We start from the raw sequence: 13,114 nt of genomic DNA on the forward strand, positions 1-13,114 counted from the left end.
ACGGATCTCCGTGCGGGGTCTCAGACGCCGCCAAAACTGCTGGCCAGGGTGCCGATGATCAGTGCCCAGCCATCCACCAGCACGAACAGCATGATCTTGAACGGCAGCGAGATGATCAACGGCGACAGCATCATCATACCCATGGCCATGAGCACGCTGGCCACCACCAGGTCGATGATCAGGAACGGGATGAAAATCATGAAGCCGATCTGGAACGCGGTCTTCAGCTCCGAGGTGACGAACGCCGGCACCACGATGGTCAGCGGCGCCTGGTCGGGGCTGGCGATATCGGTGCGGCGCGACAGGCGCATGAACAGGTCCAGGTCACTCTGGCGGGTTTGCGCCAGCATGAAGTCGCGCACCGGCCCCTCGGCCTTGAGCACGGCGTCCTGGGCGCTCATCTTCTCGGCCAGGTAGGGCTGCAGCGCCTGCTGGTTCACCTTGTCGAACACCGGCGCCATGATGAACATGGTCAGGAACAGCGCCATGCCCGTGAGCAGCTGGTTCGACGGCGTCTGCTGCAGGCCCAGGGCCTGGCGCAGAATGGAGAAGACGATGATGATGCGGGTGAAGCTGGTCATCAGCATGACGAACGCCGGAATGAAGCTCAGCGCCGTCATGATCAGCAGAATCTGCAGGCTGACCGAGTATTCCTGCTGGCCGTTGGCGCCAGTGCCCAGGGTAATCGCCGGGATCGACAACGGGTCGGCGGCCAGCGCCATGGGCGCGGCCACCAACAGTGCCAGGGTCAACAAAAAGCGCAGCGCGCCCATCAGTGCTTATCCTTGTGGTCCTTGCCCATCAGCTCCATGAGGCGCTGGGCGAACTCCGGCGAGGCCGTCTTGGTCTTGGCTGGCACCGCAATCGGGTGCTCCAGCACATGCAGCGGGGCGATGCGGCCCGGGCTCAGGCCCAGCAGGATCTGCTCGGACCCCACCTGCACCAGCACCAGCCGGTCCCGCGGGCCCAGGGCGCGCGAACCCAGCAGCTCAATCACCTGGCCGCCGTTGGGGGTGGCCTGCTGCACGCGGCGCAGCACCCACGCCAGGGCGAAGATCAGGCCGATCACCAGCAGCAGGCCGAGCATCAGCTGGGTCAGCTGGCCGGCCATGCCGTTGCCCAGCGCCGACCCCACGGCAGGCACCGCAGGGGTGGCAGCCGGGGTGGCAGGCGCAGCGGGCGCGCCCACCGTGGCGGCGAACGCCGGCAGCGGCAGCGCCAGCAGCAGGGTCAGCAGGCGGCCCATTCAGCGCAGCTTCTTGATGCGTTCGCTGGGGCTGATCACGTCGGTCAGGCGGATGCCGAACTTCTCGTTGACCACCACCACCTCGCCATGGGCGATCAGCGTGCCGTTGACCAGCACGTCCAGCGGCTCGCCGGCCAGGCGGTCCAGCTCGATCACCGAGCCCTGGTTGAGCTGCAGCAGATTGCGGATGTTGATGTCGGTGGAGCCCACTTCCATGGAGATGGTCACCGGGATGTCCAGGATCACGTCCAGGTTCGGGCCTTCCAGGCTGACCGGGCCGTTGTGCTTGGGCGAAGTACCGAACTCCTCCATGGCCATGCGCGAGCCGGCGCTGCCGTTGCCGGCATCGGCCGCCAGCAGTGCGTCGATGTCGCTTTGCCCGGCGTCGCCGGACTCACCCAGGGCCGCAGCCCATTCGTCGGCCAGGGCCTGGTCTTCCGGGGAAGTCATTTCGTGTTCGTCAGCCATCAGGGGTCCTCGACGGGCAGTAAATTCAGGGATAACAGCTTATCGACAGCGCCAGTCAGCGACGTTCGATCGGCTCGATCACTTGCAGCGCCAGGTTGCCCTTGTGGGAACCCAGCTTGGCTTTGAAGGACGGCACGCCGTTGGCGCGCAGTACCAGTTCTTCCGGCAGCTCCACGGGAATCACGTCCCCCGGCGCCATGTGCAGGATGTCGCGCAGGCGCAGCTGGCGACGGGCAACGGTGGCGCTCAGCGGCACGCTGACGTCCAGCACGTCCTCGCGCAGGGCCTTGCTCCAGCGCTCGTCCTGGTCGTCCAGGTCGGACTGGAAGCCGGCGTCGAGCATCTCGCGGATCGGCTCCACCATGGAATACGGCATGGTCACGTGCAGGTCGCCGCCACCGCCGTCCAGTTCGATGTGGAAGGTGGACACCACCACCGCCTCGCTGGGGCCGACGATGTTGGCCATGGCCGGGTTCACTTCGGAGTTGATGTACTCGAAGTTGACTTCCATGATGGCCTGCCAGGCTTCCTTCATGTCGATGAAGGCCTGGTCCAGCACCATGCGCACCACGCGCAGCTCGGTCGGCGTGAATTCACGGCCTTCGATCTTGGCGTGACGGCCGTCGCCGCCGAAGAAGTTGTCCACCAGCTTGAACACCAGCTTGGCGTCGAGGATGAACAGGCCGGTGCCGCGCAACGGCTTGACCTTCACCAGGTTGAGGCTGGTGGGCACGTACAGCGAGTGCACGTATTCGCCGAACTTCATCACCTGCACGCCGCCCACCGCCACGTCCGCCGAGCGGCGCAGCAGGTTGAACATGCTGATGCGGGTGTAGCGCGCGAAGCGCTCGTTGATCATTTCCAGGGTCGGCATGCGCCCCCGGACGATACGGTCCTGGCTGGTCAGGTCATAACTTTTGACGCTGCCTGGCTCACCCAGGCTCTCGGTCTGCACCAGCCCATCGTCGACGCCGTGCAACAGGGCGTCGATCTCATCCTGGGACAGCAGGTCTTGCACGGCCATGTCGTGTTCCTACTGCAATACGAAGTTAGTGAAAAGCAGCTGGTCGATGACCGGCTTGCCGACTTCTTTCTGGGCTACGGCCTGCACCGCCGCCGTGGCTTTCTGGCGCAGCATTTCCTCGCCCACGGGCGTGGCCAGGGTGGCGAAGTTTTCGCCGGAGAACATCATCACCAGGTTGTTGCGGATCACCGGCATGTGCACCAGCAGGGCATCCAGGTCGGCCTTGTCGCGCGCCTGCATGGTCAGGCTGACCTGCATGTAGCGGTCACGGCCGTCTTGCTTGAAGTTGACCACGAACGCCGGGGTCAGTGGTTCGTACAGGGCGGGCTGCTTGCCCGCGGGGGCTGCGGCGGCGGCCTCGGCCGGCTTGGCCTCGGCGCCCTTGTGCAGGAAGAACCAGGTAGCGCCCACGGAGCCACCGATCACCAGCAGCAGGACCACGACAAGAAGAATGATCATCTTCAGCTTGCCTTTGCCTGCCGGTTCTTTCTCTGCTGCTTCGCTCTTCGCCATGCCAATAATCCGTCACTAATCGGGGGGTTAACACTCACCTGGAGAGGGTGGAGCAAGTGTTATGCCAGATTTGTCGGGATGCTGACAAAGCGTTCGCGGGAGGATTGGCGTGGCACCTGGGATGCGCGGTCTGTGGGAGCTGGCTTGCCAGCGAGCTGTTCGGACCTCAACAGCTCGCTGGCAAGCCAGCTCCCACAAAAAGCGGCGTCAGGCGTAATAATCGATGGCGCTGGTGCCGACGATCACCTGCTGCACCGTAGGCTCCGAGGCCAACGGCGAAGCGGCGGCGACGCCGTCCAGGCTGTCGCTCCCGGTACTGCTGCTGCGGCTGCTGCGCTGGTTCTGCTGGGCCTGGTCCTGGGAGGACTGGCGCGACTGGTCGGAGACGTTGACGTCAAGCTGGCCCATGCCCTGCTCGGCGAACATGTCCTTGAGCTTGCCCTGCTGGCTTTCCAGCGCCTCGCGCACGTGCAGGTGGGCGCTGGTGAAGGTCACCGCGGTCTGCTGGTCGGGGGTCATGTCCACGCGAATGCTCAGGCGGCCCAGCTCGGCCGGGGTCAGCTGGATGTCCGCCGACTTGAGGTTCTGGCTGGACAGGTACATGACCCGGTTGACCACGCCCTCGGTCCAGCCGTTCTGGTTCATGGCCAGCTGGGTGGTGGGCGCCTGCACGGCGGCCGGGGTGGCTGCGGCAGTCTTGGTCGCGGAGGTGTCGGTCATGGCCGCCAGGCGATTGGCGAAGTCGTCGATGCGGGTGTCGGCGGTGGCGCCCTTGACGTCCTTCAGGCCATCGTCGATCTGCGCGCTGAACGCCTTGTCGCTGACGTCGCTCTCACCGCTGCCCTTCTGCTGCACCACCATGGCCGCCAGGCCACTGGCGAAGCTCTGGTCGGTGTCGGAACCGTTGGTGGCCTGTGCCGCCGCGGTGTCCGGCTGCGCGTGGGCCGAGGTGGTGCCCTGGGCCTTGGCGTTCTGCTCCAGCGCCAGGCGCAGGGTGGGCATGTTGGCGAGCGGGTCGTCCTTGGACGGGTCGAAGGTGTCGCTGTCGGTCGTGGCGGGCGTGTCCACCACCGGCGGCGCCACCTGCACCACGGCCGCCGCCTGGGTCGGGTCCGGGACCGGCGTGGGTTGCTGCGCCTGGGCCAGGGCCGGGTCGACCACGGGGGCCACGGGCGCGGCTGGCTCCGGGGTGGCGACGGTGGCTACCGGGGTGGCTGTGTCGGTGCTGGCGGCGTCGGTGACGGTGGCGTCGTCGTCCTGGTCGTCGTCCTTGGCCTTGCTCTTGTCCGTGGCGTCGCTCTTGTCGCTCTTGTCGGCCTTGGTGCTGCTGGCGCTCTTATCCGACTTGTCGGCCTTGCCCGGCTGGTCCGCCTTGGCGGTTTTGTGGGCAGGCAAATTCTTGCCGCTATCGGCAACGGCCGGCTTCGCAGCGGCAGTGTCCTTGTCATGGGCAGTGCTGTTCTTCGCCTGGTTCTGCTGGGCACTGGCCTGGCTGGCAGTGGCGCTCGCCGCTTTCGCAGGCGGGTTCTGCGACTGCTTGGCGTACACCTTGGCGAAGTCTGCGGAGGTGTCCTTGGCGGGCTCCGCGGCCTTGCTCAGGCTCGCCAGGGTACTGGCCTGGGTGCTGGCGGTACTGCCGATCTGCAAGAGGGGGTTTGACGCGACTGACATTTACAGGTCTCCGCTGCACTGAAATCGGGGGGGTACAGGTGCAGGGAAGGTAGCAAGAGTCGGGCCAAGCCTTGACACTCTCCCCTGTAGCCGCTGCCGCCAGGCTGCGCTGGCCTGCGTGAACACCTGGAAATCTCCAGCGTGGCACAGGGCCAGCGCAGCCTGACGGCAGCGGCTACAAGGGGTGGTTCAGCAGGCGAAACGCTGGCGCTCGTCGCTGTACAGGCGGCGCACGGTGGCGAATTCATGGTCGATGCGGTTGACCAGGTCTTCGATGCCGTTGAGTGGCGGATGCTTGACGCGCTCCTCCAGCTGGCGGCAAAGATCCGCCAGGGCAGTGGCGCCCATGTTGCTGCTGCTGCCCTTGAAGCTGTGGGCGGCCTGCCCCAGCTGGGCGGGGTCGGTGGCCATGTGCAGCTCGCTGAGGCGCACTTCGGAGTCGGTGAGGAAGGTATCCAGCAGCAGCGGGTACTCCTCCTCCATGACTTCCTGCAACGCGCTGAGCACGTCATAGTCCAGATGTTGATGTGACACTTGTTCGCTCCTTGATCAAGCCGGGATTATGCCAGAGCCCCCCAGGAAAATTCCACGCAGGCACTTCGACCGTCTTCCGACCATTGGGCACTGTGGCTCAGTTGCCGGATCAGTTTCAGACCCCGTCCGGAAAGGCCTTTTTCCTCGGCGGGGCGCGCCATGACCTGGCGCGGGTCGAAGCCATGGCCGCTGTCCTCGACATCGATGATCAGGCGGCCGCCGTTGCCTTCCGGGGTGACCAGGAAGTGCAGGCGCACGTAACCGTCCTTGAGTTGGCTGAGACGAGTATTGCGCTGCTCGTAATATTGCGCAAATCCTTCGGCATCGCGCTTGAGGCTGGAATCGAGCCCCAGCACGCCATGCTCCAGGGCATTGGAGTAGAGTTCCGAGAGCACGCTGTACAGCGCACCGCTCTGGGCCCGCAGGCCGTGGATTTCCTGCAGCAGTTGCAACAGGTAGGGCAAGGGGTTGAAGCGCTTGAGGGTGTCGGCGCGCAGTTCCAGGCTCATGGACCAGTTCAGCGGGCTGGACGCGCCGCTGTCGGAGTACACGGTGGCCGGCGGCACCAGGGTGTCGGGTTCCACCATGGTGACCTGGACCATGCTCACGTCATCGCGCGACTCACCGCGGAACGCCTTGAGCGCGGCCTGGATGTCCTCGAACAGCAGGTCGGGGTCCTTGTTCAGCTCGAACACCCGCTGCAGGCGCTCCAGGCCGAACAGCTGGTCATCGCTGTTGGCAGTGTCGATGACACCATCGGACATCAGGAACAGCCGGTCACCGGGCTGCAGGGCGAAGGTCTCGGTCTTTTCCTGGAAGGTCGCCCGCGACAGCACCCCCAGCGGCAGGTGGCGCGAGCGCAGCGGCACGTGCTCGCCGGTGTCCAGCCGGTGCAGGTAGCCGTCGGGCATGCCGCCGTTCCACACCTCGACGATGCGCCGCTGGAAATTCAGGTTGAGCAGGGTCGCGCAGCAGAACATGTCCACCGGCAGGATGCGCTTGAGCTTGGCGTTCATCTCCCGGAGGATTTCCGGCAGGCCATAGCCCTTGGCGGTCATGCCATAGAAGACTTCCGCCAGGGGCATGGCGCCCACCGCCGCCGGCAAACCGTGGCCGGTGAAGTCGCCCAGCAGCAGGTGCATGCCGCCCGACGGCGTGAACGAGGCCAGCAGCAGGTCGCCGTTGAACAGCGCGTAAGGGGACTGCATGTAGCGGATATTGGGCGAGCTGAGGCAGCCGGAGTGGGCCACCTGGTCGAACACCGCCTTGGCCACGCGCTGCTCGTTGAGCAGGTAGCCGTGGTGGCGGGTGATCTGGTCGCGCTGCTCCAGCACCGTGGCCTGCAGGCGGCGCATGCGGTCCATGGCCTTGATCTTGGCGGCCAGGATCACCTGGTTGTAGGGCTTCGCCAGAAAATCGTCACCGCCCGCCTCCAGGCAGCGCACCAGCGCTTCCTCTTCGGTCAGGGAGGTGAGGAAGATGATCGGTACCAGCGCCTCGCCGGCCAGCTCCTTGATCTGCCGGGCGGCCTCGAAGCCATCCACCACCGGCATCATCGCGTCCAGCAGCACCAGCTGCGGGCGGCGCTGGGCGAACACTTCGACTGCTTCCTGGCCATCGCTGGCGGTCAACACGCGATGGCCCTGACGCCGTACGATGCTGGAGAGCAACATGCGATCAGTCATGTTGTCGTCGGCAATCAGTACGGTCAGTGGTTCACTGGCCGCGAGCATGCTCATTCGATCTCGAACAGTTTGTCGAAGTTGGAAATCGCGAGGATTTTCTTCACGTCCGGCTGGCTGTTGATCAGCCGTACCTTGGCGTGGTCGCCACCGGCGTGGTCGCGCAGCAGCAGCAACATGCCCAGCGCCGAGCTGTCCAGGTACGTAGTGTCCTTGAGATCGATGCGGTAGGCGGTTGGCTTGGTGTTGACCCGCTCGTAGGCGTTGCGGAAGTCCTGGTGGGAGCCGAAGTCAAAGCGTCCCTTGATGCTGATGGTCAGCTCTTTGCCATCACCAGATTGATTAGCTTCTACGGCCATGTACAAAATTCCTTTAAATTAGCCAGCTCCGTACAAGGTTTAGCACCACGCACGAACCCCGGCAACCTGCCCCTTGACAAATAATTGGCTAGAAGCTGCCCTGACGCGGCAAACGCTGGGACAACTCGTCCAGCAGCTTCTGCTCGCGGCGGTCTTCCAGCTGGCGTGCCTCGTCAATATAACGTTGCACCAGCTTGCGCAGGCCCTCGACGCGGGCGTAGGCCTGTTGCCAGGTGCCCCGGGCGTTCTCCAGGTTCTTCTGGTGCCAGGCCAGGCTCTGCTTCTGTTGGGCAACGGCGGTTTCCAATTGGTTCAAAAACCGCTGGTAGTTCATCAGCCACTGGCCCGACACGCCCTTGCTGCCGTAGGTGTGCCACTGCGCCTGGTAGTCCTCGCGGTAGCGGTCAAGCTCGGCCAGCTTGGTTTCCGACAGACGCACCTGGCCCTGGAAGTGACCCAGGCGCTGGGCAGCCGTGCGCTCGGCCTTTTCGGCCATGTCGACCACCGGGGCCAGGCGTGCTGCGCGACTGATGGCCATGGCTTATCAGCTCGGCGCGACAGGTTTGAACACGGCTGCCAGGCGCTCGCTGCTGGCTTCCAGGCTCTCGTTGTCGTCCAGGCCCTGGCGCAGGTAGCGCACCAGCGTGGGGTGCAGGTTGATCGCCAGGTCAGTCTCGCGGTCGCCGCCGGGCACGTAGGCGCCCACGCTGATCAGGTCGCGGCTCTGCTGGTAGCGCGACCACAGCTGCTTGAAGTGCTGGGCCTGGCCCATGTGCTGGGGGCTGACCACGCTGGGCATGACCCGGCTGATGGACGCCTCGATGTCGATGGCCGGGTAGTGCCCCTCCTCCGCCAGGCGCCGGGACAGCACGATGTGACCGTCGAGCACGCCCCGCGCCGAGTCGGCGATGGGGTCCTGCTGGTCGTCACCCTCGGACAGCACGGTGTAGAAGGCGGTGATGGAGCCGCCCCCGGCCTCGGCGTTGCCGGCGCGCTCCACCAGCTTGGGCAGCTTGGCGAACACCGATGGTGGGTAGCCCTTGGTGGCTGGCGGCTCGCCGATGGCCAGGGCAATTTCCCGCTGGGCCTGGGCGAAACGGGTCAGGGAGTCCATCAGCAACAGGACGTTCTTGCCCTTGTCGCGGAAATATTCGGCGATGCGCGTGCAGTACATCGCGGCGCGCAGGCGCATCAGCGGCGCTTCGTCGGCGGGCGAAGCCACCACCACCGAGCGCTTGAGCCCTTCTTCGCCGAGGATGTGCTCGATGAATTCCTTCACCTCGCGGCCCCGCTCACCAATCAGCCCCACCACGATGATGTCGGCCTCGGTGAAGCGGGTCATCATGCCCAGCAGCACGCTCTTGCCCACGCCGGTGCCGGCGAACAGGCCCAGGCGCTGGCCGCGGCCTACCGTCAGCAAACCGTTGATGCTGCGAATGCCCACGTCCAGCGGCTGGCTGATGGGGTCGCGCTTGAGCGGGTTGATGGTCGGGCCGTCCATGGGCACCCAGTCCTCGGCCTTCATGCCGCCCTTGCCGTCCAGCGCGCGGCCGGCACCGTCAAGAATCCGTCCCAGCATGCTCATGCCCATGGGCAGGCGACCGGTGTCGGCCAGCGGCACCACGCGGGCACCGGGGGCGATGCCGGCGACACTGCCCACCGGCATCAGGAACACCTTGGTGCCGGAGAAGCCCATGACCTCGGCTTCCACCTGCACCGGGTGGTGGCTGTCGTCGTTGATCACCACGCAGCGGCTGCCCATGGCAGCGCGCAGGCCTTCGGCTTCAAGCGTCAGGCCGATCATGCGCAGCAGGCGCCCTTCCAGCACCGGCTGGGCCGGCAGGCTGATGGTGGGCGCGTAGCCGCCCAGGCGCTTGGCGAAGCTGGTGCGGTCAAGGCGCATCGGGGCCTTCCAGGTCGACGCTGACGTCGGCTTCGGCGGGGTGCAGGGCCTGTTCGTGCAACTGGTCGAACAGCTGCGCGATGGCCTGGGTAATGCGGGTTTCCATGCTGGCGTCGATGCGGCTGTGCTCGGACTCTACCCGGCAACCGCCGGGCAGCAGCGCCTCGTCCTCGAGGATGCGCCAGCTTTCCTCATGGCGCTCGCGCAGGGCCTTGACCTGCTCGAAGTCCTGCGGGTTGACGAAGATACGCACATTGCCGGCGCCCATGGGCAGCAACTTCAGCGATTCGCGCAGCACGTGCTCGATCTGGCTGGAGTCGGTCTTGAGTTCGCGCTGGATCACCTGGCGGGTGATGTGCGCCACCAGTTCCACCAGGGACTTTTCGATCTGGCTGTCCTGCTCGGCGATGGGCGCCATCAGGTGGCCCATCAGCTGTTCCAGGCTTTGCAGCTTGGCGGCCAGGGCCACTTCGGCCTCCTGGCGCACCTTGAGGGTGGTGCTGTGGAAGCCTTCTTTCTCGCCCGTGGCGAAGCCTTCGTTGTAGGCCTCCTGGCGGATGCTCTCGAGTTCTTCCAGGGTCAGCGGCTGGACTTCTTCCAGCGGCACTTCCTCGATTTCCTCGACGATCGGCTCGGGTTCGGGTTCAGGCTCGGGCACTTCGGGGTCGAAGCTGGGAATGGCCCACAGGTCGACACCTTGCAGGTCTTCGGCGCGGATCAGGTCACTGGGGTGTTGTTCAGAGGGGCGGGACATGAATTATTCCTGATGGCGCCAGAATGCAATGCACAAAAAAGAGCCGCCTTGTAGCCGCTGCCGCCAGGCTGCGCTGGCCCTCACGTACACTGTAAATCTGCAGTGCAAATCAGGGCCAGCGCAGCCTGGCGGCAGCGGCTACAGGGGGTTAGATCATTTCCTCGCCGCCCTTGCCACCCAGCACGATCTCGCCGGCTTCGGCCATGCGGCGGGCAATGGTGAGGATTTCCTTCTGCGCCGTTTCCACGTCGCTGACCCGTACCGGCCCCTTGGCTTCCAGGTCGTCGCGCAGCAGTTCGGCGGCACGCTTGGACATGTTCTTGAAGATCTTCTCCTTGACGTTCTCGTCCGAGCCCTTGAGGGCCAGCACCAGCACGTCGGAGGACACTTCGCGCAGCAGCGCCTGGATGCCGCGGTCGTCCACGTCGGCCAGGTTGTTGAACACGAACATGAGGTCTTCGATCTGGCTGGACAGGTCTTCGTCGACTTCGCGAATCGAGTCCATCAACGCGCCTTCCACCGAGCTGTCGAGGAAGTTCATGATGTCCGCCGCCCGCTTGATACCACCCAGGGTAGTACGCGCCGCGTTGGAGTTCCCCGAGAACTGCTTCTCCAGGATCAGGTTCAGCTCTTTCAGCGCCGCCGGTTGCACGGTGTTCAACGACGAGACGCGCAGGATGATGTCCAGGCGTACCTTGTGGTCGAAATGGCCCAGCACCTCGCCCGCCTGGTCGGCGTCCAGGTACGCCACCACAATGGCCTGGATCTGCGGGTGCTCGTAGCGGATCACGTCGGCCACGGCGCGCGGCTCCATCCACTTCAGGCTGTCCAGGCCGCTGGTGTTGCCACCCAGGAGGATGCGGTCGATCAGGCCGTTGGCCTTGTCCTCGCCCAGGGCCGAGGTCAGCATCTTGCGGATGTAGGTGTCCGAACCCACGCCCAGGCTGGTCTGGTCGCCGACGATGTCGACGAACTCGCTCATCACCTGCTCGACCTGCTCGCGGTGCACGTTGCGCATCTGCGCCATGGCCACGCCAACTTTCTGTACTTCCTTGGGGCCCATGTGCCGCAGCACCTGGGCAGCATCGGTCTCGCCCAGGGACAGCAGGAGGATGGCCGCCTTGTCGACTTTGGTCAGTTTGGCGGCAAGCGCTTGATTGTTACTCATCGGCGTTAATCCACTCTTTCACGACCTGGGCGACGCGGCCCGGGTCTTCGGCCACCAGACTCTTGATTGCGTTCAACTGAGCGTCATATCCCTCGCTCGGGCTTGGCAGCAGAATACTCTGCGGCCCACCCAGGGTGACGCGGTCGTTGGCCAGTTCGCCATCCAGACCGCCCATGCCACCCAGTTCCACGTCGCCGCCGGCGCCGACCAAACCCTTGCCCTTGCCACCACCGGTGATGTTATTGAGCACCGGGCGCAGCACGCCAAACACCAGCACCAGGATAAACAGCACGCCCAGTACCTGCTTGACCACTTCCCAGAACCAGGGCTGCTGGTAGAAGGACACTTCCGGCACCACTTCGCCACGGTCGGCGGAGAACGGTGCGTTGATCACGGTCACGCTGTCGCCACGGCTGGCGTCGAAGCCCACGGCGTCCTGCACCAGGCGGGTGAAGCGGCCCAGGTCGTCGGCACTCCACGGGGTGTGGGTGACTTCGCCCTTGGCGTCAGTCTTGACCTGGTCGTCGACCACCACCGCCACCGACAGGCGGGTCAGGCGACCCTGCTGCTGCTTGGTGTGGCTGATGGAACGGTCCAGCTCGAAGTTCTTGGTCGACTGGTTGCGCTTGTCGGCCGGGTACGGCGCCAGCATCGGCTGGCCGGTGGCCGGGTCCATGATCTGCTGGCCGTTGGCGTCCAGCAGCGGCTGGCCTGGCGGGATCGCCGCCGGCGCGGCCGGTGCGGCGGCACCACCGGTTTTCTGCGGGGCGCTGGCCGGGGTCGGCGGCTGGTTGCTCAGGGCGCCTGGCACGCCGGACGGGCCGCTGCCGCTGGAGCGCTGCTCGGTCACCGACTGCTCGCTGCGCAGGGCCGGCTGGTCGGGGTTGAACTGCTCGCTGGTGGACTCGACGGCGCTGAAGTCGACATTGGCCGACACTTCCGCCTTGTAGCGGTCGTTGCCCAGCACCGGCTCCAGGATGTTGTGCACACGCTGGGTGAGCATGCTTTCCATTTTGCGGCTGTAGTCGAACTGCTTGCCGGCCATGGTCAGCTCGGAGTCCTGCAGCTGTTCGGACAGCAGGTTGCCCTTCTGGTCGACCACGGCAACGCCGGACTTGTCCATTTCAGGCACGCTGGTGGCCACCAGGTTGACGATGGCCAGCACCTGGCCTGCGTCCAGGGTGCGGCCCGGGTACAGCTCCACCAGCACCGAGGCGGTAGGCTTGCGGTCGTCACGCACGAACACCGAGCTCTTCGGAATGGCCAGGTGCACGCGGGCACCCTTGACATTGTTCAGGCTCGAGATGGTGCGGGCCAGCTCGCCTTCCAGGCCCTGGCGGTAACGGGCGGTCTCCATGAACTGGCTGGTGCCCAGCGCCTGTTCCTTGTCCATGATCTCGTAGCCGACGTTGCCGTCGCTCGGCGCCACGCCCGCGGCGGCCAGCTTCATGCGCGCACGGCCGACGTCGTCGGCCTTCACCAGCAGCGCGCCGGAGTTGGGCTCCACGGTGTAGGGAATGTCCGCGGCGTTGAGGGTTTCCATCACCTGCTTGGTGTCCATGCCGGCCAGGCTGCCGTACAACGGACGGTAATCGGGCTGCTGCGACCACAGCACCACGGCAAAACCAATCGCCACGCTGGCAGCCAGGCCGACCAACAGGCCCACCTGACGCAACATGGTCATCTTGGAAATATTTTCCAGGAAGGACAGGCCAAACAGCGGCGGCTTGCCGCCGGCTGCGCCGTTCTTGGCTGGTACGTTATCCACGACTGCGTCTGCCATGTCTCAATC

The 13,114-nt window shown here is 65.3% G+C and carries 14 protein-coding genes; all 14 read right to left on the reverse strand.

Annotation, left to right across the window (positions count from 1 at the left end; genetic code table 11):
* Positions 1 to 20: 20 nt before the first annotated feature.
* The 14 genes from fliP to fliF all read right to left on the reverse strand — a co-directional run bounded on the left by fliP (position 21) and on the right by fliF (position 13,105).
* On the reverse strand, positions 21 to 773 hold the full coding sequence (gene fliP, locus RAM80_RS09400; protein WP_416426079.1) for a flagellar type III secretion system pore protein FliP: 753 nt from the start codon (positions 771 to 773) through the stop codon (positions 21 to 23).
* Positions 773 to 1,246, reverse strand: coding sequence for a flagellar biosynthetic protein FliO (gene fliO / locus RAM80_RS09405; protein WP_416426080.1), 474 nt, complete (start codon positions 1,244 to 1,246; stop codon positions 773 to 775). The genes fliP and fliO overlap by 1 nt, the downstream gene beginning before the upstream one ends.
* Positions 1,247 to 1,714 carry a flagellar motor switch protein FliN gene (gene fliN, locus RAM80_RS09410; RefSeq protein WP_416426081.1) on the reverse strand — a complete coding sequence of 156 codons (468 nt, stop codon included), beginning with the start codon at positions 1,712 to 1,714 and terminating at the stop codon, positions 1,247 to 1,249.
* Between the two features lie 55 nt (positions 1,715 to 1,769).
* Entirely contained in the window at positions 1,770 to 2,738 is a 969-nt protein-coding gene (fliM, locus tag RAM80_RS09415) for a flagellar motor switch protein FliM (protein WP_416426082.1), read from the reverse strand.
* A gap of 9 nt (positions 2,739 to 2,747) precedes the next feature.
* Entirely contained in the window at positions 2,748 to 3,251 is a 504-nt protein-coding gene (gene fliL / locus RAM80_RS09420) for a flagellar basal body-associated protein FliL (protein ID WP_416426083.1), read from the reverse strand.
* A 207-nt stretch (positions 3,252 to 3,458) separates the two neighbouring features.
* On the reverse strand, positions 3,459 to 4,922 hold the full coding sequence (locus RAM80_RS09425) for a flagellar hook-length control protein FliK (protein WP_416426084.1): 1,464 nt from the start codon (positions 4,920 to 4,922) through the stop codon (positions 3,459 to 3,461).
* A 189-nt stretch (positions 4,923 to 5,111) separates the two neighbouring features.
* A complete protein-coding gene (locus RAM80_RS09430; RefSeq protein ID WP_416426085.1) occupies positions 5,112 to 5,456 on the reverse strand; it encodes an Hpt domain-containing protein in 345 nt (114 codons plus the stop codon).
* Positions 5,457 to 5,482: 26 nt separating this feature from the next.
* Entirely contained in the window at positions 5,483 to 7,189 is a 1,707-nt protein-coding gene (locus tag RAM80_RS09435; RefSeq protein WP_416427441.1) for a SpoIIE family protein phosphatase, read from the reverse strand.
* Positions 7,190 to 7,191: 2 nt separating this feature from the next.
* Entirely contained in the window at positions 7,192 to 7,497 is a 306-nt protein-coding gene (locus tag RAM80_RS09440; protein ID WP_416426086.1) for an STAS domain-containing protein, read from the reverse strand.
* Positions 7,498 to 7,585: 88 nt separating this feature from the next.
* The gene (gene fliJ / locus RAM80_RS09445; RefSeq protein WP_416426087.1) at positions 7,586 to 8,035 is read right to left on the reverse strand and encodes a flagellar export protein FliJ; all 450 of its coding nucleotides are present in this window, start codon (positions 8,033 to 8,035) and stop codon (positions 7,586 to 7,588) included.
* Positions 8,036 to 8,041: 6 nt separating this feature from the next.
* Complete coding sequence (gene fliI, locus RAM80_RS09450) at positions 8,042 to 9,400, reverse strand: flagellar protein export ATPase FliI (RefSeq protein WP_416426088.1); 1,359 nt, start codon at positions 9,398 to 9,400, stop codon at positions 8,042 to 8,044.
* Positions 9,390 to 10,154: a flagellar assembly protein FliH gene (fliH, locus tag RAM80_RS09455; protein ID WP_416426089.1), complete on the reverse strand. Its 765-nt coding sequence runs from the start codon at positions 10,152 to 10,154 to the stop codon at positions 9,390 to 9,392. Before fliH ends, fliI begins: the two co-directional genes overlap by 11 nt.
* Before the next feature lie 148 nt (positions 10,155 to 10,302).
* Positions 10,303 to 11,322 (reverse strand): flagellar motor switch protein FliG, encoded by a 1,020-nt coding sequence (fliG, locus tag RAM80_RS09460; protein ID WP_416426090.1) that lies wholly within the window; start codon positions 11,320 to 11,322, stop codon positions 10,303 to 10,305.
* Positions 11,315 to 13,105: a flagellar basal-body MS-ring/collar protein FliF gene (gene fliF, locus RAM80_RS09465; protein ID WP_416426091.1), complete on the reverse strand. Its 1,791-nt coding sequence runs from the start codon at positions 13,103 to 13,105 to the stop codon at positions 11,315 to 11,317. Before fliF ends, fliG begins: the two co-directional genes overlap by 8 nt.
* Positions 13,106 to 13,114 lie beyond the last annotated feature (9 nt).

The organism is Pseudomonas sp. App30, from assembly GCF_047947025.1.
Taxonomy (GTDB): Bacteria; Pseudomonadota; Gammaproteobacteria; order Pseudomonadales; family Pseudomonadaceae; genus Aquipseudomonas.